At 70.5% G+C, this 20,571-nt stretch carries 20 protein-coding genes; 8 read left to right on the forward strand and 12 right to left on the reverse strand.

Annotation, left to right across the window (positions count from 1 at the left end):
* Positions 1 to 113 precede the first annotated feature (113 nt).
* A complete protein-coding gene (locus ACFRU2_RS38795) occupies positions 114 to 2,669 on the reverse strand; it encodes an FHA domain-containing protein (protein WP_382981020.1) in 2,556 nt (851 codons plus the stop codon).
* A gap of 383 nt (positions 2,670 to 3,052) precedes the next feature.
* On the opposite strand from ACFRU2_RS38795, the gene serB reads away from it, so the two are divergent.
* Positions 3,053 to 4,252 carry a phosphoserine phosphatase SerB gene (serB, locus tag ACFRU2_RS38800; protein WP_382981021.1) on the forward strand — a complete coding sequence of 400 codons (1,200 nt, stop codon included), beginning with the start codon at positions 3,053 to 3,055 and terminating at the stop codon, positions 4,250 to 4,252.
* A gap of 109 nt (positions 4,253 to 4,361) precedes the next feature.
* Here serB and ACFRU2_RS38805 read toward each other — a convergent pair whose 3' ends face one another.
* From ACFRU2_RS38805 to ACFRU2_RS38820, 4 genes are all read right to left on the reverse strand, one after another.
* Complete coding sequence (locus ACFRU2_RS38805; protein ID WP_266958907.1) at positions 4,362 to 4,880, reverse strand: histidine phosphatase family protein; 519 nt, start codon at positions 4,878 to 4,880, stop codon at positions 4,362 to 4,364.
* Positions 4,881 to 5,010: 130 nt separating this feature from the next.
* Positions 5,011 to 5,226, reverse strand: coding sequence for a hypothetical protein (locus tag ACFRU2_RS38810; RefSeq protein WP_382981022.1), 216 nt, complete (start codon positions 5,224 to 5,226; stop codon positions 5,011 to 5,013).
* Positions 5,227 to 5,377: 151 nt separating this feature from the next.
* Positions 5,378 to 5,497, reverse strand: a complete 120-nt coding sequence (locus ACFRU2_RS38815; protein WP_266958903.1) for an SGM_5486 family transporter-associated protein — start codon at positions 5,495 to 5,497, stop codon at positions 5,378 to 5,380.
* Positions 5,498 to 5,502: 5 nt separating this feature from the next.
* Complete coding sequence (locus tag ACFRU2_RS38820) at positions 5,503 to 6,798, reverse strand: CynX/NimT family MFS transporter (RefSeq protein ID WP_382981023.1); 1,296 nt, start codon at positions 6,796 to 6,798, stop codon at positions 5,503 to 5,505.
* Between the two features lie 99 nt (positions 6,799 to 6,897).
* Between ACFRU2_RS38820 and ACFRU2_RS38825 the strand changes: the two genes are divergently transcribed.
* Positions 6,898 to 7,605 (forward strand): FadR/GntR family transcriptional regulator, encoded by a 708-nt coding sequence (locus tag ACFRU2_RS38825; RefSeq protein WP_382981024.1) that lies wholly within the window; start codon positions 6,898 to 6,900, stop codon positions 7,603 to 7,605.
* Here ACFRU2_RS38825 and ACFRU2_RS38830 read toward each other — a convergent pair.
* From ACFRU2_RS38830 to fabG, 3 genes are all read right to left on the reverse strand, one after another.
* Positions 7,586 to 8,017 (reverse strand): hypothetical protein, encoded by a 432-nt coding sequence (locus ACFRU2_RS38830; RefSeq protein ID WP_382981025.1) that lies wholly within the window; start codon positions 8,015 to 8,017, stop codon positions 7,586 to 7,588. The two genes, ACFRU2_RS38825 and ACFRU2_RS38830, sit on opposite strands and share 20 nt — an antisense overlap.
* Before the next feature lie 209 nt (positions 8,018 to 8,226).
* Positions 8,227 to 9,000, reverse strand: coding sequence for an enoyl-ACP reductase FabI (fabI, locus tag ACFRU2_RS38835; RefSeq protein ID WP_382981026.1), 774 nt, complete (start codon positions 8,998 to 9,000; stop codon positions 8,227 to 8,229).
* Between the two features lie 5 nt (positions 9,001 to 9,005).
* The gene (fabG, locus tag ACFRU2_RS38840; RefSeq protein WP_250742229.1) at positions 9,006 to 9,725 is read right to left on the reverse strand and encodes a 3-oxoacyl-[acyl-carrier-protein] reductase; all 720 of its coding nucleotides are present in this window, start codon (positions 9,723 to 9,725) and stop codon (positions 9,006 to 9,008) included.
* 186 nt (positions 9,726 to 9,911) lie between these two features.
* Here fabG and ACFRU2_RS38845 point away from each other — a divergent pair, with 186 nt between their 5' ends.
* The 3 genes from ACFRU2_RS38845 (at position 9,912) to tyrS (ending at position 14,192) form a co-directional block, all read left to right on the forward strand.
* The gene (locus ACFRU2_RS38845) at positions 9,912 to 11,435 is read left to right on the forward strand and encodes a TldD/PmbA family protein (RefSeq protein ID WP_382981027.1); all 1,524 of its coding nucleotides are present in this window, start codon (positions 9,912 to 9,914) and stop codon (positions 11,433 to 11,435) included.
* Positions 11,432 to 12,832, forward strand: a complete 1,401-nt coding sequence (locus tag ACFRU2_RS38850; protein WP_382981028.1) for a metallopeptidase TldD-related protein — start codon at positions 11,432 to 11,434, stop codon at positions 12,830 to 12,832. Before ACFRU2_RS38845 ends, ACFRU2_RS38850 begins: the two co-directional genes overlap by 4 nt.
* Positions 12,833 to 12,926: 94 nt before the next feature.
* On the forward strand, positions 12,927 to 14,192 hold the full coding sequence (gene tyrS / locus ACFRU2_RS38855) for a tyrosine--tRNA ligase (protein ID WP_351439341.1): 1,266 nt from the start codon (positions 12,927 to 12,929) through the stop codon (positions 14,190 to 14,192).
* 105 nt (positions 14,193 to 14,297) lie between these two features.
* Here the strand turns inward: tyrS and ACFRU2_RS38860 are convergent, their stop codons facing one another.
* Complete coding sequence (locus ACFRU2_RS38860; protein WP_250742233.1) at positions 14,298 to 14,576, reverse strand: GlsB/YeaQ/YmgE family stress response membrane protein; 279 nt, start codon at positions 14,574 to 14,576, stop codon at positions 14,298 to 14,300.
* A 232-nt stretch (positions 14,577 to 14,808) separates the two neighbouring features.
* Between ACFRU2_RS38860 and ACFRU2_RS38865 the strand changes: the two genes are divergently transcribed.
* Entirely contained in the window at positions 14,809 to 15,087 is a 279-nt protein-coding gene (locus tag ACFRU2_RS38865; RefSeq protein ID WP_382981029.1) for a DUF3099 domain-containing protein, read from the forward strand.
* A gap of 136 nt (positions 15,088 to 15,223) precedes the next feature.
* Entirely contained in the window at positions 15,224 to 15,484 is a 261-nt protein-coding gene (locus tag ACFRU2_RS38870; protein WP_382981030.1) for a hypothetical protein, read from the forward strand.
* A 48-nt stretch (positions 15,485 to 15,532) separates the two neighbouring features.
* Here ACFRU2_RS38870 and moaA read toward each other — a convergent pair whose 3' ends face one another.
* The 3 genes from moaA to ACFRU2_RS38885 form a co-directional block, all read right to left on the reverse strand.
* The gene (gene moaA, locus ACFRU2_RS38875) at positions 15,533 to 16,522 is read right to left on the reverse strand and encodes a GTP 3',8-cyclase MoaA (RefSeq protein ID WP_382981031.1); all 990 of its coding nucleotides are present in this window, start codon (positions 16,520 to 16,522) and stop codon (positions 15,533 to 15,535) included.
* A gap of 196 nt (positions 16,523 to 16,718) precedes the next feature.
* A complete protein-coding gene (locus ACFRU2_RS38880; protein WP_382981032.1) occupies positions 16,719 to 18,374 on the reverse strand; it encodes a cation acetate symporter in 1,656 nt (551 codons plus the stop codon).
* Positions 18,371 to 18,736, reverse strand: a complete 366-nt coding sequence (locus tag ACFRU2_RS38885; protein ID WP_382981033.1) for a DUF485 domain-containing protein — start codon at positions 18,734 to 18,736, stop codon at positions 18,371 to 18,373. Before ACFRU2_RS38885 ends, ACFRU2_RS38880 begins: the two co-directional genes overlap by 4 nt.
* Positions 18,737 to 19,001: 265 nt before the next feature.
* Between ACFRU2_RS38885 and ACFRU2_RS38890 the strand changes: the two genes are divergently transcribed.
* Entirely contained in the window at positions 19,002 to 20,549 is a 1,548-nt protein-coding gene (locus tag ACFRU2_RS38890) for a S8 family serine peptidase (protein ID WP_382981034.1), read from the forward strand.
* The last annotated feature ends 22 nt before the right edge of the window (positions 20,550 to 20,571 follow it).

Below are 20,571 nucleotides of genomic sequence, written 5' to 3' on the forward strand. Positions count from 1 at the left end.
GCGTCCTCCCCAGCCCCCCATGCGCCTCAGGGCGGCCCCGGTGTTCCGGAGCCGCCCTGAGGCGTTTCGTGCGTGCCCGCGTGCCTACGCGGCCCTGGTCTCTGCTCGCCGGGTCACTTGCCGGCGCGCATGACCTCGGGCTCGTGGCGGCGGAGCAGGCGCTGCACGGCGAAGCCGCAGGCGACGCCGATGAGCAGCAGGATCGTGATGTTCAGGCTCCACTGGCCGACCGTGGCGTCCCAGAGCGGGTCGGTGTTGGTCGGGTTGTCCTGGTCCCACGGCGGCATGAGCACGCCGAGGTTCAGCGTGGTGCCGGCGGCGGCGATCGCCCAGCGGGACGGCATCAGCCAGGCGAACTGCTCCAGGCCCGGAGAGTCGTAGACCTGGAAGAGGATGCCGGTGAAGACGACCTGGACGATCGCGAACATGACGAGCAGCGGCATGGTCTTCTCGGCGGTCTTCACCAGCGAGGAGATCACCAGGCCGAACATCATGGAGGTGAAGCCGAGCGCGATGACCGACAGGCAGATCTCCACGGCCGGCGGCATCAGCAGGCCCTCGGCGGGCAGGTCGCGCGGGTAGAAGCCGATCGCGCAGATGATCACGCCCTGGATGGCCGTGATGAACCCGAGGACGATCACCTTCGACGCGAGGTACGCCGACCGGGACAGGCCGGTCGCGCGCTCGCGCTCGTAGATCACGCGTTCCTTGATCAGCTCGCGGACCGAGTTCGCGGCGCCGGAGAAGCACATGCCGACCGCGAGGATCAGCATGATCGTGCCGGCGTCGCCGTTGAAGCGGGACGGCGCCACGGGCGGCGCGAGTCCGAACTTCGCGGGGATGACGACGGAGACCACGCCGAGGACCGCCGGGAGGATCAGCATCAGCCCGATGAAGCCCTTGTCGGACGCGATGACCGACATGTAGCGGCGCATCAGCGTCCAGAGCTGGGAGCCCCAGCCCTGCGGCTTCGGCGGCCGGGTCGACTGCACGGCGGGCTGCACCGACTGCGGGGCGACCGCGTCGATGTCGGCGGCGTAGAGCTGGTAGTGCTGCGAGCCCTTCCAGCGGCCGGCCCAGTCGTAGTCGCGGTAGCTCTCGAAGGCGGAGAACACGTCGGCCCAGGTGGAGTAGCCGAAGAAGTTCAGCGCCTCGTCCGGCGGGCCGAAGTACGCGACCGAACCGCCCGGGGCCATGACCAGCAGCTTGTCGCAGATGGACAGCTCGGCCACCGAGTGCGTGACGACGAGGACCGTGCGGCCGTCGTCGGCGAGGCCGCGCAGCAGCTGCATGACATCGCGGTCCATGCCCGGGTCGAGGCCGGAGGTGGGCTCGTCCAGGAAGATCAGCGAGGGCTTGGTCAGCAGCTCCAGGGCCACAGACACGCGCTTGCGCTGGCCGCCCGAGAGGGCGGTGATCTTCTTGTCCTTGTGGATGTCGAGCTTGAGCTCGCGCAGCACCTCGTTGATGCGGGCGGCGCGCTCGGACTCGGCGGTGTCGCCCGGGAAGCGGAGCTTGGCCGCGTACTTGAGGGCGGTGCTGACCTTCAGCTCCTTGTGCAGGATGTCGTCCTGCGGGACCAGGCCGATGCGCTGGCGGAGCTCCGCGAACTGCTTGTACAGGTTGCGGTTGTCGTAGAGGACGTCGCCCTGGTTGGCCGGGCGGTAGCCGGTCAGCGCCTTGAGGAGCGTCGACTTGCCGGAGCCGGAGGGGCCGATGACGCCGATCAGCGACTTCTCGGGGACGCCGAAGGTGACGTCCTTGAGGATCTGCTTGCCGCCGTCGACCGTGACCGTGAGGTGGCGGGCCGAGAAGGAGACGTCACCGGTGTCGACGAACTCCTCGAGGCGGTCGCCGACGATCCGGAAGGTCGAGTGGCCGACGCCGACGATGTCGTTCGGGCCGAGCAGCGCGGTGCCGGACTTCGCCAGCGGCTGGCCGTTGACGTAGGTGCCGTTGTGGCTGCCGAGGTCGCGGATCTCGAAGCGGCCGCCCGGCATCGAGCGGAATTCCGCGTGGTGGCGGGAGACCTGGAGGTCGGAGACCACCAGCTCGTTCTCCAGCGCACGGCCGATGCGCATGACGTGGCCCAGCGCGAGCTGGTGGAACGTCGTCGGGCTGCGGTGGTCTCCGTAGCCCGGGGTACCGCCGCCGCCCGGCTGCTGCTGCGGCTGGTGCTGCTGCTGCGGGAAGGGCTGCGCCTGGTGCGGCTGCTGGGCCTGCTGCTGCGGGAACGGCGGGGCCTGCTGGACCTGCTGCTCCCAAGGCTGCTGGGCCTGCTGCTGCGGTGCCTGCTGCTGGGCCTGCGGCTGCTGCGCGTACGCCTGGGCGGGCGACTGCTGCGCCACGGCCGGCTGCGGCGCAGCGGCGGCGGCCGCGCCCGCGACGGGATTCAGCCTCGGCCCGTCGGTGGCGTTGCCGAGGTGCACCGGCGTGCCGGGTACGAGCTCGGCCTGCTGGACCCTCGCCCCGCGCACGTACGTGCCGTTGGTGCTTCCGTGGTCCTCGATTCCCCAACCTCGCCCGTTCCAGGCGATGGTGGCGTGCCGCCACGACACCCGGGCGTCATCGATCACCACGTCTCCCTGGGGATCACGCCCCAGCGAGTACGACCTGGACGGATCGAGCGTCCAGGTCCTTCCATTCAATTCCAGTACGAGTTCCGGCACTCCAGCCCCACTTAAGTCCCCCGAGAATCCCCCATGACGTCTGGGAGTCTAGGGATGGCGAACATCCGGGGGAACTATTTCAGGCGCACGGCCACAAGGGGAATCCGGGCCACTCGGCGGCGCCCGGAAGGCCCTGCCGAGGGGGTCCAAAGCCTCCCGGATGGTGTGTTTCGGGACGCTCCGGCATGCCTCCGGCCGGGCCGGTGCATCGCTTCGTCCCGTCGCCGGATCTCCACGCACCCGCTCCGGGGCCCGCCCATGGCCATCGCACGACCTCCACACGTCCACCGTGTGGCGTCCGCACGTCCGTACGGAGCGAAACGGTTCCGCCAGGTGGGACGGGGCTCCGTGCCCACAGGCCGGGGAGATACGGTGAAGGCACCATGAGCGCTTCGCAGACCTCCGACGTCCCCACCCTCCTCGTCAAGATCTTCGGCAAGGACCGTCCCGGGATCACCGCCGGGCTGTTCGACACCCTCGCCGCCTACTCCGTCGACGTGGTCGACATCGAGCAGGTCGTCACCCGAGGCCGCATCGTCCTGTGCGCCCTCGTCACCCATCCGACCGCCGGCACCGAGGGCGAGCTGCGGGCCACCGTCCACAGCTGGGCCGAGTCCCTCAAGCTGCAGGCCGAGATCCTCTCCGGCACCGGTGACAACCGGCCGCGCGGCAGTGGCCGTTCGCACGTCACCGTGCTCGGGCATCCGCTCACCGCCGAGTCCACGGCCGCCATCGCCGCGCGGATCACCGCGACCGGCGGCAACATCGACCGCATCTTCCGGCTCGCGAAGTATCCGGTGACGGCCGTGGAGTTCGCCGTCTCCGGCACCGCGACCGAGCCGCTGCGCACCGCGCTGGCCACCGCCGCCGCGCAGATCGGCGTCGACGTGGCCGTGGTCTCGTCCGGGCTGCACCGGCGGGCCCAGCGCCTCGTCGTCATGGACGTGGACTCGACCCTGATCCAGGACGAGGTCATCGAGCTCTTCGCCGCCCACGCCGGCTGTGAGGCCGAGGTCGCCGAGGTGACCGAGCGGGCCATGCGCGGGGAGCTGGACTTCGAGCAGTCGCTGCACGCCCGGGTCGCGCTGCTGGCCGGGCTGGACGCCTCCGTGGTGGACAAGGTCCGCTCCGAGGTGCGCCTCACCCCGGGTGCCCGGACGCTGATCCGCACCCTCAAGCGCCTCGGGTACCAGGTGGGCGTGGTCTCCGGCGGGTTCACGCAGGTGACGGACGATCTGCGGGAGAGGCTCGGGCTGGACTTCGCCTCCGCCAACACCCTGGAGATCGTCGACGGAAAGCTGACGGGCAAGGTCACCGGCGAGATCGTGGACCGGGCCGGCAAGGCCCGGCTGCTGCGCCGCTTCGCCGCGGAGGCCGGCGTACCGCTGGCCCAGACGGTGGCCATCGGTGACGGTGCCAACGATCTGGACATGCTGAACGCGGCCGGGCTGGGCGTGGCCTTCTGTGCCAAGCCGGTGGTCCGCCAGGCCGCGCACACCGCGGTGAACGTGCCCTTCCTGGATGCCGTGCTCTACCTGCTCGGGATCACCCGCGAAGAGGTCGAGGCCGCCGACCTGGCGTGACGATGGCGTCCGTACCCCGACGAGACACAGACGCAGCGGGCCCCGGCACTGTCGAAGTGCCGGGGCCCGCTGCGTCGGCGGAGGGCGTAGTCGACGGGGGGTGTGCGCGTCAGCTGTGCGGGGTCCAGAAGTCCAGCAGGGTGCCCACGCCGTGTTCCACGGACTTCCACGAGCCGGTGAAGGAGACGACGGCGATCCCGGAGGTCGGGAAGCCGCTGCGGTTCATCCGGGCGAGCACGTCGCCCTGCGCGCTGCCCGCGAGGGCGTCGGCCAGTGCGTGCATGCCGGGGTTGTGGCCGATGACCAGGAGGTTCTTGACCTCGTCGGAGGTCTCGTTGACCAGGGCGATGAGCTCGCCCAGCGAGGCCTCGTAGAGCCGTTCCTCGTACGTGGTCTTCGGCCGGTGCGGCAGCTCCTGGACGGCCAGCTTCCAGGTCTCCCTGGTGCGGGCCGCGCTGGAGCAGAGGGCCAGGTCGAAGGTGATGCCGGTCTGGGCCAGTTTCTGGCCCGCGGCCGGGGCGTCGTGACGGCCGCGTTCTGCCAGGGGGCGGTCGTGGTCCGTGCCGTCCGACCATTCGGCCTTGGCGTGCCGGAGGAGGACGATCCTGCGGGGTGTGTCGGCGCTCATGGCTCCCAGCTTCGCATGAATCGAGCCACGGGGCGCAGGGTGTTGAGGGGGTCCCCCCGCAGGTGTGGCGGGCAGGGGGCGTGCCCCGGCTCGCGGCCGTGCGGGTGGGCTCCGGGTGGCTGGCGGCCCGTCAGCCGACGGCGCTCAGCAGCCGTTCGGTGACCTGGACGAGCGCGGAGCCTTCGCCGGAGGCGGCGTGCGCCTGGCCGGATCCGGCGAGGAGTATGAGCAGGAAGCCGAAGGCGAGGGCGGGCAGGGCGAGCGCCCACCAGGGCAGCCGTGCGTCGGCCCCGGCGGCGCGGGGTGCGGACGGGTGGCCGGGGGCCAGGTGTGTGGGGGCCGACATGGCCGCCTCCGTGGGGTGCGTCGGGCGGGCTCGCTCTTGCTCTTCGAATCTAAGGATTCGAGCAGGCGGTTCCCATCCGGGACGCACCCCAGATGTCCCTGAGCCTGACCCCCTAGGGGTTGGGGGGTTAACCCCACCCCCAGGACGTCCCCTACGGCGAGGCGAGGGTGGCGAGGACGGCGATGATCACGGTGACCAGCAGCATCGCGCCCAGCACGAGGCCGAGCTTCCGGTGGCCGTTCTGGGGGTTCGGTTCAAGTACGGGCGACATGCCGATCAGTCTCGCATGCCGCATTCGTCCTCGATCGTGCGGTCCCGGCCCGCCAGCACGCCGAGCACGATCTGCGGGACGAGCAGACCGGCCATCAGGGCGAGGGGCAGGTCCCAGCCGCCGGTGTGCTGGTAGAGGGTGCCGATGAGGAGCGGCCCGGGGATGGAGATGAGGTAGCCGGTGCTCTGGGCGAAGGCGGACAGCTTGACGACGCCGGCCGGGGACTTGGCCCGCAGTCCGATCATGGTGATGACGAGCGGGAAGGCGCAGTTGGAGACGCCGAGCAGGAGGGCCCAGACCCAGGCGCCGCCGGCGGGGGCGAAGTAGAGCCCCAGGTAGCCGACGAGGCCGAAGAGGCCGAGGCCGACGGCGATGGGGCCCTGGTTCTTCATCCGGCCCGCGAGGCCCGGGATGACGAAGGCGAGCGGGACGCCCATGACCATGGTGACGGCGAGCAGGACGCCCGCCGTGGAGGCGGAGACCCCTGCGTCGCGGAAGATCTGCGGGAGCCAGCCCATGGTGATGTACGCGCCCGTGGCCTGGAGTCCGAAGTAGCAGGCGAGGGCCCAGGCGGTGCGGCTGCGCATCACGCCGGGCCCGGCGTCGGGGCGGGCGGCCGGTACGCCGGCGGCCGCGGCCTTCTCCTTGCGGGCCGCCGCGCCGATGGCCAGCCAGGGCAGGACGGCCGCCAGGGCGAGGAAGCCCCACACCAGCAGGCCGGTGCGCCAGCTGCCGCCGAGGGCCTGGGTCATCGGGACGGTCGCCGCCGCGGCGAGCGAGGTGCCGGCGGCCAGGGCCATGGAGTAGAGCCCCGTCATGGTGCCGACCCGGTCGGGGAACCAGCGCTTGACGATCACCGGCAGGAGCACGTTGGTCAGGGCTATGCCCGCCAGGGTCAGGGCGCTGGCCGCGAGGAATCCGGCGGCGTTGGTCGCGAAGGGCCGGATCAGCAGGCCCGCGGCGACGGCGGCCATGCCGGCGCAGACGACGGCGGCCGGGCCGAAGCGGCGGGAGAGCCGGGGCGCGGTGAACCCGAAGACGGCGAAGCAGAGGGCGGGCACGGAGGTGATGAGTCCGGCGACGGTTCCGCTCATGCCGAGGCCCTCGCGGGTCTCCTCGAACAGGGCGCCGAGGCTGGTGATGGCGGGCCGCAGGTTGAGGGCGGCCAGCACGATGCCGACGAGGAGCACGGGTCCGAGCCACGCCGGCTGCGGGGTGGTGGCGGGGGCGGGAAGGGGCTGCTGGGATGCCGTGCGCGCGGCCTGGGGCCGGTTCAGGATCTGGACTTCTTCGTCGGACATTCGACCATCATAGAATCATGGGATGATTGACTGTCCACCCCGCGGCCGTATCGTTCCCGTCACGCGCACCGCTCCCGTCCCGAGAGGAACCCCGACCGCATGCCGCTGACCTCGCCCCGGCGATCCGCGCTCGTCGACCAGGTGATCGCCCAGCTCAGGAACCAGATCACCACCGGCGAATGGCCCGTGGGCTCCCGGATCCCCACCGAGCCGGAGCTCGTGGAGCTGATGGGCGTCGCCCGCAACACCGTGCGGGAGGCCGTCCGGGCCCTCGCGCACAACGGCCTCCTCGACATCCGCCAGGGCTCGGGGACGTACGTCATCGCCACCAGCGAGCTGGCCGGGGTCATGCACCGCCGCTTCGCCGGCGCCGATCCCCGGCACATCGCGGAGCTGCGCTCGACGCTGGAGTCCTCGGCGGCCCGTCTGGCGGCGGAGCGGCGGACGGCGCGGGACCTCGTACAGCTGGACGCGCTGCTGGCGCGGCGCGAGGAGGCGTGGTCGGGCGGGGACGCGGAGCCGTTCATCGCGGCGGACGTGGCCCTGCACATGGCGGTGGTGGCGGCCTCGCACAACGACGTGCTCATCGAGCTGTACGCGGACCTCGGCGATCTGGTGGCCGACTGGCTGCGCACCGACGTGGGCACGGAGCTCGATCCCGCCTCGCACCTGGACCACGCCCGGCTGATCGAGGCGATCCGGCGCGGCGACGGGGACGCGGCGGCCTCGGAGGCGGCCGGCTATCCGTTCGTCTGCCTGGCCAAGGAAGGGCGGCAGCCCGTCGGGATCACTGCCGCTGGTGGCTGACCCACGCGGAGCGGACTTCCTTCCAGCAGCGGCCGGAGAGCTCCACCCGGCCCGCCGGTCCGACGGCCACGGCGGTGCCGTCCCCGTCCACGTCCCACCAGCGGTCGCACTCCACGTGCAGGCGGACCAGGTCGGTCTGGGGATAGGCGTTGTGGCAGAACGCGACCACCTGCGAACCGTTGATCTCGGTGTCGCAGTCGGCCCCGAAGAGCTCCCGGGCGGCGGGCTTCGCGGGCTGTACGGGCGGTTCGGCGGGGATCTGGGCCAGGTCGACCACGGCCGGGGCCTGGACGTCCGTACCGGGCGCCGGGGCGGGCCCCTCGTCCTGCGCGACGGCTCCCGGGAGCAGGAATCCGGTCAGGACCACCGAGGTGACCAGCAGGGATACCGCTCGGCTCCGCCTCGCGCGCACTCCCGTACCTCCTCCCCGCAGGAGCCGGGAAGATCCCGACGGGCCCAGTTTGCAGGCAAATGTCCTGATTTTCGACTCGGGAAGATCCGGTCCGGGGGCGGACATCTGATCGAGCCACCCCGTGCCGCCCCCGTGCGGTCCCCGTACGACCCCCGCCCCGCCGCCGTACGGATGGAACGGGTCGTCCCGGATCGGGCGGACCGGAGAGGTCAGGCACCCATCGCGTGCAGACCGCCGTCGACGTGGATGATCTCGCCGGTGGTCTTGGGGAACCAGTCCGACAGCAGGGCGACGACGCCCTTGGCGGCCGGCTCCGGGTCCGACATGTCCCAGTCCATCGGGGACCGCTGGTCCCAGATGTCCGCCAGGCCGCTGAAGCCCGGGATGGACTTCGCAGCCATCGAGCCGATCGGACCGGCCGAGATCATGTTGCAGCGGATCTTCTCCTTGCCCAGGTCACGGGCGAGGTAGCGGCTGGTGGCCTCCAGCGCGGCCTTGGCCGGGCCCATCCAGTCGTACTGCGGCCACGCGTACTGCGCGTCGAAGGTGAGGCCGACGACCGAAGCGCCCTCGTTCTCCGGGAAGAGCGGCTTGCAGGCCATGGTCAGCGACTTCAGCGAGAACGCCGAGACGTGCATGGCGGTCGCGACCGACTCGAACGGGGTGTTCAGGAAGTTGCCGCCGAGCGCGTCCTGCGGCGCGAAGCCGATGGAGTGGACGACGCCGTCGAGGCCGCCGAGCTCCGTGCGGACGACGTCCTCCACACGGGCCAGGTGCTCGTCGTTGGTGACGTCGAGCTCGATCACCTTCGCGGGCTTGGGCAGCTTGCGGGCGATGCGCTCGGTCAGCGTGGGCCGCGGGAACGCGGTGAGGATGACCTCGGCGCCCTGCTCCTGGGCCAGCTTGGCGACGTGGAAGGCGATGGAGGACTCCATCAGCACCCCCGTGACGAGGATGCGCTTGCCGTCGAGAATTCCGCTCATGGTGATCAGTGACCCATGCCCAATCCGCCGTCAACGGGAATGACGGCACCAGTGATGTACGCGGCGTTGTCGGACGCCAGGAAGCTGACCGCGGCCGCGATCTCCTCGGGCTGCGCGTAGCGGCCCAGGGGCACCTGGCCGACGATGCCGGCCCGCTGCTCGTCCGTGAGCACCTTCGTCATGTCGGTGTCCACGAAGCCGGGAGCGACGACGTTGAAGGTGATGTTGCGGGAGCCCAGCTCACGGGCGAGGGAGCGGGCGAAGCCCACCAGCGCCGCCTTGGAGGCGGCGTAGTTGGCCTGGCCGGCCGAGCCGAGGAGGCCGACGACCGAGGAGATCAGGACGACACGGCCCTTCTTGGCGCGGAGCATGCCGCGGTTCGCGCGCTTGACCACGCGGAAGGTGCCGGTGAGGTTGGTGTCGACGACCGAGGCGAAATCGTCCTCGGACATGCGCATCAGCAGCGTGTCCTTGGTGATGCCGGCATTGGCCACGAGGACCTCGACCGCACCGTGCGCGTCCTCGACCTGCTTGTACGCCTGGTCGACCTGGTCCGAGTCGGTGATGTCGCAGCGGACCGCCAGCACGCCCAGAGCCGTGAGCTCCGCCGGGGGCTCGCCCGACCGGTACGTGATCGCGACCTTGTCCCCTGCCTCCGCGAAAGCTCGGGCGATGGCGAGGCCGATGCCCCGGTTACCTCCGGTGACGAGAACCGAGCGGCTCAACGGATCACCCTTTCGACTAGCGGTCTGAATACCAAAAACCTATAGGTCAAGTACCCCTTACGGAGAATCCGGCTCCGACAGGGCCTCGGTACGCGCTCTGTCGAGTCCCTACAGAAAGATGTAGGCACCGCGAGCCCCGGCGCGACATGATCGTGCCAGCTGCTCCAACCCCCCGGGAGGACCTCCGTGCCCCATTCCATCGACGCGGCCTTCACCGCGCTGCCCTTGCGGGCGCTGGCCGACGCGGCGCTCGCGCGGGCCCGCGCGCTGGGCTCCGACCATGCGGATTTCCGCCTGGAACGCATCCGCAGCGCCTCCTGGCGGCTGCGTGACGCCAAGCCCTCGGGCGGGTCCGACACCACCGACCTCGGCTACGCGGTCCGCGTCGTGCACGGGGGCAGCTGGGGGTTCGCCTCCGGTGTGGACCTGACCATGGACGGTGCCGCCAAGGTGGCCTCGCAGGCCGTGGCCATGGCGAAGCTCTCCGCCCAGGTGATCAAGGCGGCGGGTTCGGACGAGTGGGTCGAGCTCGCCGACGAGCCCGTGCACGCCGACAAGACCTGGATCTCCGCCTACGACGTGAACCCCTTCGAGGTCCCGGACGCGGAGAAGGCCGCGCTGCTCGCCGACTTCAGCGCGCGTCTCCTGGCGGCCGACGGGGTGGCCCACGTGGACGCCTCGCTGCTCGCCGTCCACGAGAACAAGTTCTACGCCGACACCGCGGGCACCTCCACCACGCAGCAGCGGGTCCGCATCCACCCGCAGTTCACCGCCGTCGCGGTGAACGCCACCACCGGCGAGTTCGACTCGATGCGCACCATCGCCCCGCCGGCCGGGCGCGGCTGGGAGTACCTGACCGGCACCGGCTGGGACTGGAACGCCGAGCTGGAGGAGATCCCCGGGCTGCTCGCCGAGAAGATGCGGGCGCCGAGCGTGGAGGCCGGGCGCTACGACCTGGTCGTGGACCCCTCGAACCTGTGGCTCACCATCCACGAGTCCATCGGCCACGCCACCGAGCTGGACCGGGCGCTGGGCTACGAGGCGGCGTACGCCGGGACCTCCTTCGCCACCTTCGACCAGCTGGGCAAGCTCGCCTACGGCTCCCCGATCATGAACGTCACGGGCGACCGGACGGCCGAGCACGGACTGGCCACCATCGGGTACGACGACGAGGGCGTCGAGGCGCAGAGCTGGGACCTGGTCAAGGACGGCACCCTGGCCGGCTACCAGACCGACCGGCGGATCGCGAAGCTGACCGGGCTCGGCCGCTCCAACGGCTGCGCCTACGCCGACTCCCCCGGGCACGTGCCCGTCCAGCGCATGGCGAACGTCTCGCTCCAGCCGGATCCGGGCGGTCTCTCCACCGAGGACCTGATCGGCGGGGTGGAACGCGGGATCTACGTGGTCGGGGACCGCTCCTGGTCCATCGACATGCAGCGCTACAACTTCCAGTTCACCGGGCAGCGCTTCTTCCGCATCGAGAACGGCAAGCTCGCCGGTCAGCTCCGCGACGTCGCCTACCAGGCCACGACCACGGAGTTCTGGGGCTCGATGGAGAAGGTCGGCGGCCCGCAGACCTACGTCCTGGGCGGCGCCTTCAACTGCGGCAAGGCCCAGCCGGGCCAGGTCGCGGCGGTCTCGCACGGCTGCCCGTCCGCGCTGTTCCGCGACGTGAACATCTTGAACACCACGCAGGAGGCCGGACGATGACCTCGTCGAGTCGTACCACCAAGCCCCACGAGATCGTCGAGCGGGCGCTGGAGCTGTCCACCGCGGACGGCTGCGTCGTCATCGCCGACGAGCAGTCGAGCGCGAACCTGCGCTGGGCGGGCAACGCCCTGACCACCAACGGGGTCACCCGCGGCCGGACCCTCACGGTCATCGCCACCGTCGACGGCAAGGAGGGCACGGCCTCGGGGGTCGTCTCGCGCTCCGCCGTCACGGCCGCGGAGCTGGAGCCGCTGGTCCGGGCGGCCGAGGCGGCCGCCCGCGGCGCCGGACCGGCGGAGGACGCCCGGCCGCTGGTCACCGGCACCCCGTCCTCGCCGGACTTCACCGACGCCCCGGTCGAGACCTCCTCGGCGGTGTTCGCGGACTTCGCCCCGGCCCTCGGCGAGGCCTTCGCCCGGGCCCGCGCGGGCGGCCGCGAGCTGTACGGGTTCGCCAACCACGAGCTGGTCTCCACGTACGTCGGCACCTCTACGGGGCTGCGCCTGCGCCACGACCAGCCCAACGGCACCCTGGAGGTCAACGCGAAGTCCCCGGACCGCCAGCGCTCGGCCTGGGCGGGCCGTGCGACGCGGGACTTCAAGGACGTGGACCCGACCGCGCTGGACGCGGAGCTGGCCGTACGGCTCGGCTGGGCGGAGCGGAAGATCGACCTGCCGGCCGGGCGGTACGAGACGCTGCTGCCTCCCACGGCGGTGGCCGACCTGCTGATCTACCAGATGTGGTCGGCGTCGGCCCGGGACGCGGCGGAGGGCCGGACCGTCTTCTCCAAGCCCGGCGGCGGCACCCGGCTCGGCGAGCGGCTCTCCCCGCTGCCGCTGAACCTGCGCAGCGATCCGAACGCGCCGGGCCTGGAGTCCGCGCCGTTCGTGATCGCGCACAGCTCCGGCGACGACGCGTCCGTCTTCGACAACGGCCTGCCGGTCCCGGCGACCGACTGGATCAAGGACGGCGAGCTGGCCCGGCTGACCACGACCCGGCACACCGCGGAACTGACCGGACTGCCGGTCACCCCGTCCTTCGGGAACCTGATCCTGGACGCCGGCGGGGAGAAGTCGCTGGAGGAGATGGTGGCGGCGACCGAGCGCGGGCTGCTGCTGACCTGCCTCTGGTACATCCGCGAGGTGGACCCGGCGACGCTGCTGCTCACCGGGCTGACCCGGGACGGCGTCTACCTGGTGGAGGGCGGCCAGGTCGTCGGCGAGGTCAACAACTTCCGGTTCAACGAGTCCCCCGTGGACCTGCTGTCGCGGGCCTCGGAGGCCGGCCGGACCGAGAAGACCCTGCCGCGCGAATGGAACGACTGGTTCACCAGGACCTCGATGCCGGCGCTGCGCATCCCGGACTTCAACATGAGCTCGGTCAGCAAGGGCGTCTGATCAACAAAGCGTGAGAGGTGCGGGCCTTCCCCGCCTAGACTGGCGGGGAATCCCTCAGCTTTCTGTTCCACCTCGTTCAAGGAGACCCAGAACCGTGACGGACATCGTCGACGAACTGAAGTGGCGCGGGCTCTTCGCCCAGTCCACCGACGAAGAAGCGCTGCGCAAGGCGTTCGCGGACGGTCCCGTCACGTTCTATTGCGGCTTCGACCCGACCGCGGCCTCGCTGCACGTCGGCCACCTGGTGCAGGTCCTCACCGTGCGCCGGCTCCAGCAGGCGGGCCACCGCCCGCTGGCGCTGGTCGGCGGGGCCACGGGTCAGATCGGTGACCCGCGGCCGACCGCCGAGCGCACCCTGAACGACCCGGAGACCGTCGCGAACTGGGTGACGCGCCTGCGCACCCAGATCGAGCCGTTCCTGTCCTTCGAGGGCGAGAACGCGGCGCTCATGGTGAACAACCTGGACTGGACGGCGGGCCTGTCCGCCATCGAGTTCCTCCGGGACATCGGCAAGCACTTCCGCGTGAACAAGATGCTGACGAAGGACTCGGTCGCGAAGCGGCTGGAGTCCGACCAGGGCATCAGCTACACCGAGTTCAGCTACCAGCTGCTCCAGGGCATGGACTTCCTGGAGCTGTACCGCCGGCACGGCTGCGTGCTCCAGCAGGGCGGGTCCGACCAGTGGGGCAACCTGACGGCCGGTCTCGACCTGATCCACCGGGTGGAGCCGGACGCGCACGTCCACGCCATCGCGACCCCGCTGATGGTCAAGGCGGACGGCACCAAGTTCGGCAAGTCCGAGAGCGGCGCCGTCTGGCTCGACCCGGAGATGACCACCCCGTACGCGTTCTACCAGTTCTGGCTGAACGTGGACGACCGGGACGTCTCCACCTACATGCGCATCCTGTCCTTCCAGACCCCCGAGGAGCTGGAGGCGCTGGAGGCGCAGACCGCCGAGCGGCCGCAGGCGCGCGCCGCCCAGCGGGCGCTGGCGGAGGAGCTGACCACGCTGGTGCACGGCGCGGACCAGTGCGCCGCCGTGATCGCGGCGTCCAAGGCGCTGTTCGGCCAGGGCGAGCTGGCGGACCTGGACGAGGCCACCCTGGCCGCGGCCCTGTCCGAGCTGCCGCAGGCGAAGGTGGCGGAGCCGGGCCTGGTCGTCGACCTGCTGGCGGAGACCGGGCTGGTCGCGAGCAAGTCGGCCGCCCGCCGGACCGTCAAGGAGGGCGGCGCCTACGTGAACAACGTGAAGGTCGCCTCCGAGGACGCGGTCCCCGCCAAGGAGGACCTGCTGCACGGGCGCTGGCTGGTGCTGCGCCGCGGCAAGAAGAACCTGGCGGCGGTCGAGGTCACCGGCTAGGCGCCGGCTCGGAAGCACGACGGAGGGGCCGGTCCGGACGCACTGTCCGGGCCGGCCCCTCCGTCGTGCTCCGCCGCAGAGCGGGCGGGAGCCCTCGGATCACCCTCAGGTCATCTGCTTCTTGCCGCCGCGCAGCGAGCTGTAGATCAGGTCTCCGAGGCCCACCACCACGACGGCTCCGGCAAGCTGCAGCAGGTGCCGGATCCAGTCGATGCCCCTGGTCTCGTTGACGCCGATCCACGTGGCCACGGCGTTGCCGAGGACCGCGCCGACGATGCCGAAGATGGTCGTCAGCCAAAGGGGCTGGTGCTGCTTGCCCGGCAGGATCGCCCGGGCAATCAGTCCCAGAACAAAGCCGACGATGATCGCCCACAACCAACCCATGTCGAGCCTCCTCCTGGCGCGTTGTGCGCATGTGGGCCCAGTCTCGACCCGTCCGGCCTACTGCGCATTTCGGACAGGGCCATTCGAGGGACACCCCCTCTGCCCGGCCGCGCGCACGCGGCGTACCGTGGAGACGTCCGGGCCGGGGAGCGTCCGGCGATCGATCGGGTGGTGGGTTGTGGAGCGGACGAAGCGGAACGGGTCCGAGGTCTTCCGGATCACGGGGGCGCGGATGAGCCTCGCCGAGGACGTGCGCGGACGCCAGCGCCGGTACGTGATCTCGATGCTGATCAGGACCCTGTCGGTCGTCGCGACGATCGTCCTGTGGAACGTGCAGCGGCCCGTGGCCGTCGTGACGCTCGTCGCGGGGGCGTTGCTGCCGTACATCGCGGTGGTCATCGCCAACGCGGGGCGCGAATCGACGCCCTCCCTGCCGTCCCACTTCGTTCCGGCGCCCGTGCGACCCGCGCTGGGTGACGGGAACCTCAAGAAAAGCTCAGATCAATCATGAAGTTCCAGTGCACCGCACCGGGTCCTGCGTGACATACTGCCTACGCGCTCCGCATCCCCCGTCGGAGCGACGGACCGACGCCGGGCAGCTCCCCCCGTGGCTGCTCGGCGTCGCCATTCCGTCTTAGGGTTGAGCCGTGACTCCCCTTGACGCACTCCTGAACGACGGTTCCGCCGCCGACGCGCCCACCTGTTCCGCCAAGGCCTGCCGCGAGGCGGCCGTCTGGGTCCTGGCGTGGAACAACCCGAAGCTGCACACCCCCGAGCGCCGCAAGACCTGGCTGGCGTGCGAGGAGCACCGCGAGCACCTGTCCCAGTTCCTGGGGGTCCGCGGTTTCCTCAAGGACGTGGTGAAGCTCGACGAGTGGGAAGCGCCCGAGGGCTCGCAGCGGCCGTAGCCACTGCGAGCCCTCGGGGTCGCTCGGAACCGTTCCTGACGGTGGAGGTCAGCCGCCGATCGCCGACATCGGGCGGTCGGGCTGCAGGAAGGTCGGGTCGTCGAGGCCGGACCCGGCCTTCTTGCCCCACATCGCCACCTTCCACAGGCGGGCGATCTCCTCGTCCGGGGCGCCCGAGCGCAAGGCGGCGCGCAGGTCGGACTCCTCGGTGGCGAAGAGGCAGGTGCGGATCTGGCCGTCGGCCGTGAGGCGCGTACGGTCGCAGGCTCCGCAGAAGGGGCGGGTGACCGAGGCGATGACGCCGACGGTGGCGGAGCCGCCGTCGACGACCCAGCGCTCGGCCGGGGCGGAGCCGCGCTCCTCGGACCCCTCTTCGGTGAGCGTGAAGCGGGTGCGCAGGGATTCCAGGATGTCACCGGCGGTGATCATGCCGTCGCGCTTCCAGCCGTGCTGGGCGTCGAGGGGCATCTGCTCGATGAAGCGGAGCTCGTACTCGTTCTCGACGGCCCAGGCCAGCAGGTCGGGGGCCTCGTCGTCGTTGAGTCCGGGCATCAGGACCGCGTTGACCTTGACGGGGGTGAGGCCGGCGTCGCGGGCGGCGGCCATGCCCTCGATGACGTCCTTGTGGCGGTCGCGCCGGGTCAGGGTCTTGAAGACCTCGGGCCGCAGGGTGTCCAGGGAAACGTTCACCCGGTCCAGGCCGGCGGCCTTGAGGGCCTGCGCGGTGCGCTTGAGGCCGATGCCGTTGGTGGTCAGCGACATCTTGGGGCGGGGCTCCAGGGCCGCGCACTGCTCGACGATCCCGACGAGGCCGGGGCGCAGCAGCGGTTCGCCGCCGGTGAAGCGGACCTCTTCGATCCCGAGCTGGGTGACCGCGATGCGGATCAGGCGGACGATCTCGTCGTCACTGAGCAGATCCGACTTGCCGAGCCACTGCAGACCCTCCTCGGGCATGCAGTACGTACAGCGCAGATTGCACCGGTCGGTGAGCGAGACACGCAGGTCAGTGGCCACGCGGCCGTAAGTGTCGAGAAGCACTGTGAGCCCCCTCCCCTGTCCGGTTTGTAGAGGTTTGCGCCATAGCGGATGAGATTACGAGCGCTACTGACGAGCCTACGCGAAGCCCATGCCGTGTAGGGATGCCCGAATGAACGAGACGAGGCGTGGCCGTGTCGTAGGGAAATACGACACGGCCACGCTGGGTGCTCGGAGGATCTCGCTCAGGTGCTGCGTGTCAGTGCGCGCCGATTCCGGTGAGTGACCGGACTTCCAGCTCGGCGAACTTCTGCGGGTCGGCCTTCTCCTTGGAGAGGACGGTTCCCAGCCATCCCAGCAGGAAGCCGAGCGGGATGGAGATGATGCCGGGGTTCTCCAGGGGGAACCAGTAGAAGTCGGCGCCCTTGAACATCGAGGTGGGCTTGCCGGAGACGACCGGCGAGAAGAGCACCAGGACGACCGAGGAGATCAGGCCTCCGTAGATGGACCACAGGGCGCCCTGGGTGGTGAAGCGCTTCCAGAAGAGGCTGTAGAGGATCGTCGGCAGGTTGGCGGACGCGGCGACCGCGAAGGCCAGGGCGACGAGGCCGGCCACGTTGAGGTCGCGGGCCAGGGCGCCGAGCCCGATGGCCACGGCTCCGATGACCACGGTCGACCAGCGGGCCGCCCGTACCTCTTCCTTCTCGGTGGCCTTGCCCTTGCGGATCACGTTGACGTAGATGTCGTGCGCGAAGGACGAGGAGGAGGCCAGCGTCAGGCCCGCGACGACCGCGAGGATCGTGGCGAAGGCCACCGCCGAGATCACGGCGAGCAGCACCGCTCCGCCGGTGGAGCCCGAGCCGCCGCCGATCTCCTGGGCGAGCAGCGGGGCCGCGGTGGTGCCGGCCTTGTTGGAGGCGATGATGTCGGCCCGCTTGAGCAGGGCCGCGGCGCCGAAGCCGAGGACGATCGTCATCAGGTAGAAGGCGCCGATGATGCCGATGGCCCAGTTCACGGACTTACGGGCGGCCTTGGCCGTGGGGACCGTGTAGAAGCGGATCAGGATGTGCGGCAGGCCGGCGGTGCCCAGGACCAGGGCGAGGCCCAGCGAGAGGAAGTCCAGCTTCGAGAGTGAGTCCTTGCCGTACTTCAGGCCCGGCTCCAGGAACTTCGCTCCCTGGCCGCTGTTGTCGGCGGCCTTGCCCAGCAGGTCGGAGATGTTGAAGTTGAACTTCCACAGCACCAGGAAGGTGATCAGCAGCGTGCCCGCGATCAGCAGCACGGCCTTGATCATCTGGACCCAGGTGGTGCCCTTCATCCCGCCGATGGTGACGTAGAGGATCATCAGGACGCCGACCAGCGAGACGATCACGACCTTGCCGAAGTCGCTGGTGATGCCGAGGAGCAGCGAGACGAGCACGCCGGCGCCGGCCATCTGGGCGAGCAGGTAGAAGATCGATACCACGATGGTGGAGGTGCCGGCGGCGGTGCGTACGGGGCGCTGGCGCATCCGGTACGCGAGCACGTCGCCCATCGTGTAGCGGCCGGAGTTACGCAGCGGCTCGGCGACCAGGAGCAGGGCCACCAGCCAGGCGACGAGGAAGCCGATCGAGTAGAGGAAGCCGTCGTAGCCGAAGAGCGCGATGGCTCCGGCGATGCCGAGGAAGGACGCGGCGGACATGTAGTCGCCGGAGATGGCCAGGCCGTTCTGGAATCCGGTGAACTGGCGGCCGCCCGCGTAGAAGTCGGCGGCGTCCTTGGTCTGGCGTCCGGCCCAGACCGTGATGGCCAGGGTGGCGACGACGAACAGCCCGAACAGGGTGATGATCAGCGGGCGGTGCTCGGAGGCGCCGGCGGCGGTGGTCGTGCCCGCCGTGGCCGCCCCGGCGACCGCCACGTACAGCGGGGCGCTCATTCGCCCGCCTCCATCCTTGCCTTGATGGCCGAGGCCTTGGGGTCGAGCTGGGCCGCCGCGTGGCGCGAGTACAGCCAGGCGATGAGGAAGGTCGTCGCGAACTGGCCGAGGCCCAGGACGAGCGCGACGTTGATGTTCCCGAAGAGCTTCGTCCCCATGAAGCCGCCCGCGTAGTTGGAGAGCAGCACGTAGAGCAGGTACCAGGCGATGAACGCCACGGTGAGCGGGAAGGCGAACGAGCGGTGGGCGCGGCGCAGTTCGGAGAACTCCGCGCTCTGCTGGACGCGTACGAACTCCTCGGCCGCGGGGGTCGCCGGCGGCGCTCCCGAACTGCCCGGAGGTGGCGCTGCTTCGGTGGTCACGGGGGACTCTCCTTGTGACGCGGGGGCGGTGGGGACGGCGGGGACGGCGGACAAAACAACCTCCGTGTGGGGGGACTGTGGTGCCGAGCCCCCTGTCATCGGCACGGCCGGCGCGTCGGGGCGGTTCAACACCTGTTGGTTTCTTTGGAAACTGATTCCTCGAACTGATGGCGCTGAGTCGAACACCGGCACTAGGTTCACGTGACATGAACCCGTCGGGCGCGACCGCGCCCGCACGGCTTTTTCACGATGATGTGGAGAACCCATGGCTCATCTGGGAACCGGTAACCGGCGGCGCGCTCTCGCCGTTCCGGTCGGCCTGGCGCTCACCGCCTCGCTCGCCTTCCTGCCCTCGGTCGCGGCCTCCGCCGCTCCGCTCGGCACGACGGCTGACGCTTCGGCCACCGCCACGCCCGACACCTCCGGCCCCAAGCTGTCCTACGTGGCCAACCTGACCTCGTACGGAAGCGTGAAGCAGGCGAAGAAGGCGATCGAGCGTGCCGGCGGCACCGTGGTGATCGCATATGAGCAGATCGGAGTGGTCGTAGCCCACTCGCAGAACCCGGAGTTCGCCAAGCAGCTCCGCGGCCAGCGGAGCCTGTTCGTCTCCGTCGGCGCCACCCGCACCGCTCCCCTCTCGGTCGTGCAGACCGACGAGGAGGGGTCGACGCAGCGGCTGAGCGACGCGGACGCCGCCAAGGCGGCAGCGCAGGCCGAGCCCGGACAGGAGCCCCTGGAGTCCAACCAGTGGGACCTGCGCGCGATCAAGGCCGACCAGGCTCACAAGATCAACGATGGCAGCCGGAACGTGACGGTGGGCGTCATCGACACGGGTGTCGATGACACGCACCCGGATCTCGCCCCGAACTTCTCCAAGGGCCAGTCCGCGAACTGCGTCGGCGGCGTCGCCGACACCACCGAGGGCTCCTGGCGCCCGTACGCCGACGGCAGCGACCACGGCACCCACGTGGCGGGCACCATCGCGGCCCCCCGCAACGGAGTCGGCATCAGCGGTGTGGCGCCCGGCGTCCAGGTGGCCGCGATCAAGGTGAGCGAGCCCGCGACCAGCCTCTTCTACACCGAGGCCGTCGTCTGCGCCTTCATGTTCGCCGCCGAGAAGGGGATCGAGGTGACCAACAACAGCTACTACGTCGACCCCTGGCTCTACAACTGCAAGGACGACGACGACCAGAAGGCGCTGGTGGAGGCCCTCACCCGGGCGACGAAGTACTCCGAGCGCAAGGGCGTCCTCAGCGTCGCCTCGGCGGGCAACTCGAACCACGACCTGGCGTCCAACGCCATCGTGGACGACACCAGCCCGAACGACACCACCCCGGTGACCCGCACCATCGACCCGCACGTCTGCCTGGACGTCCCCACCCAGCTCCCGGGCGTGGTCACGGTGAGCGCGGTCGGCGACAAGGGCTTCAAGTCGTACTACTCCAGCTACGGCCTGGGCGTCGTCGACGTCGCGGCCCCCGGCGGCGACAAGTGGCAGATACCCGCCACCCCGGACGCCAACGGCCGCGTGCTGTCCACCCTCCCGGGCGGCGGCTACGGCTACAAGCAGGGCACCTCGATGGCCGGACCGCACGTCGCCGGTGTCGCCGCGCTGCTCAAGAGCGCGCACCCGTGGGCGAGCCCGGCGCAGCTCCAGCTGCTCCTCAAGGCGCAGGCCACGAAGACCGCCTGCCCCGAGAAGGTCTACGACGCCACGGGCGCGCTGGTCGACGCCGCCACCTGCAACAGCAAGTGGGGTCAGAACAGCTACGACGGCTTCGGCGTGGTCGACGCGCTGCGGGCCGTGAAGTAACCGTTCGGAACCGACGGAGGGG

Source organism: Streptomyces sp. NPDC056883 (assembly GCF_042788835.1).
Lineage (GTDB): Bacteria > Actinomycetota > Actinomycetes > Streptomycetales > Streptomycetaceae > Streptomyces > Streptomyces stoeckheimensis.

Excerpts from the sequence above, each read along its gene's own strand:
- serB (WP_382981021.1), top strand. The coding sequence starts at position 3,053 with ATGAGCGCTTCGCAGACCTCCGACGTCCCCACCCTCCTCGTCAAGATC.
- ACFRU2_RS38805 (WP_266958907.1), bottom strand. The coding sequence starts at position 4,880 with ATGAGCGCCGACACACCCCGCAGGATCGTCCTCCTCCGGCACGCCAAG.
- ACFRU2_RS38810 (WP_382981022.1), bottom strand. The coding sequence starts at position 5,226 with ATGTCGGCCCCCACACACCTGGCCCCCGGCCACCCGTCCGCACCCCGC.
- ACFRU2_RS38815 (WP_266958903.1), bottom strand. The coding sequence starts at position 5,497 with ATGTCGCCCGTACTTGAACCGAACCCCCAGAACGGCCACCGGAAGCTC.
- ACFRU2_RS38820 (WP_382981023.1), bottom strand. The coding sequence starts at position 6,798 with ATGTCCGACGAAGAAGTCCAGATCCTGAACCGGCCCCAGGCCGCGCGC.
- ACFRU2_RS38825 (WP_382981024.1), top strand. The coding sequence starts at position 6,898 with ATGCCGCTGACCTCGCCCCGGCGATCCGCGCTCGTCGACCAGGTGATC.
- fabI (WP_382981026.1), bottom strand. The coding sequence starts at position 9,000 with ATGAGCGGAATTCTCGACGGCAAGCGCATCCTCGTCACGGGGGTGCTG.
- ACFRU2_RS38850 (WP_382981028.1), top strand. The coding sequence starts at position 11,432 with ATGACCTCGTCGAGTCGTACCACCAAGCCCCACGAGATCGTCGAGCGG.
- ACFRU2_RS38860 (WP_250742233.1), bottom strand. The coding sequence starts at position 14,576 with ATGGGTTGGTTGTGGGCGATCATCGTCGGCTTTGTTCTGGGACTGATT.
- ACFRU2_RS38865 (WP_382981029.1), top strand. The coding sequence starts at position 14,809 with ATGAGCCTCGCCGAGGACGTGCGCGGACGCCAGCGCCGGTACGTGATC.
- ACFRU2_RS38880 (WP_382981032.1), bottom strand. The coding sequence starts at position 18,374 with ATGAGCGCCCCGCTGTACGTGGCGGTCGCCGGGGCGGCCACGGCGGGC.
- ACFRU2_RS38890 (WP_382981034.1), top strand. The coding sequence starts at position 19,002 with ATGGCTCATCTGGGAACCGGTAACCGGCGGCGCGCTCTCGCCGTTCCG.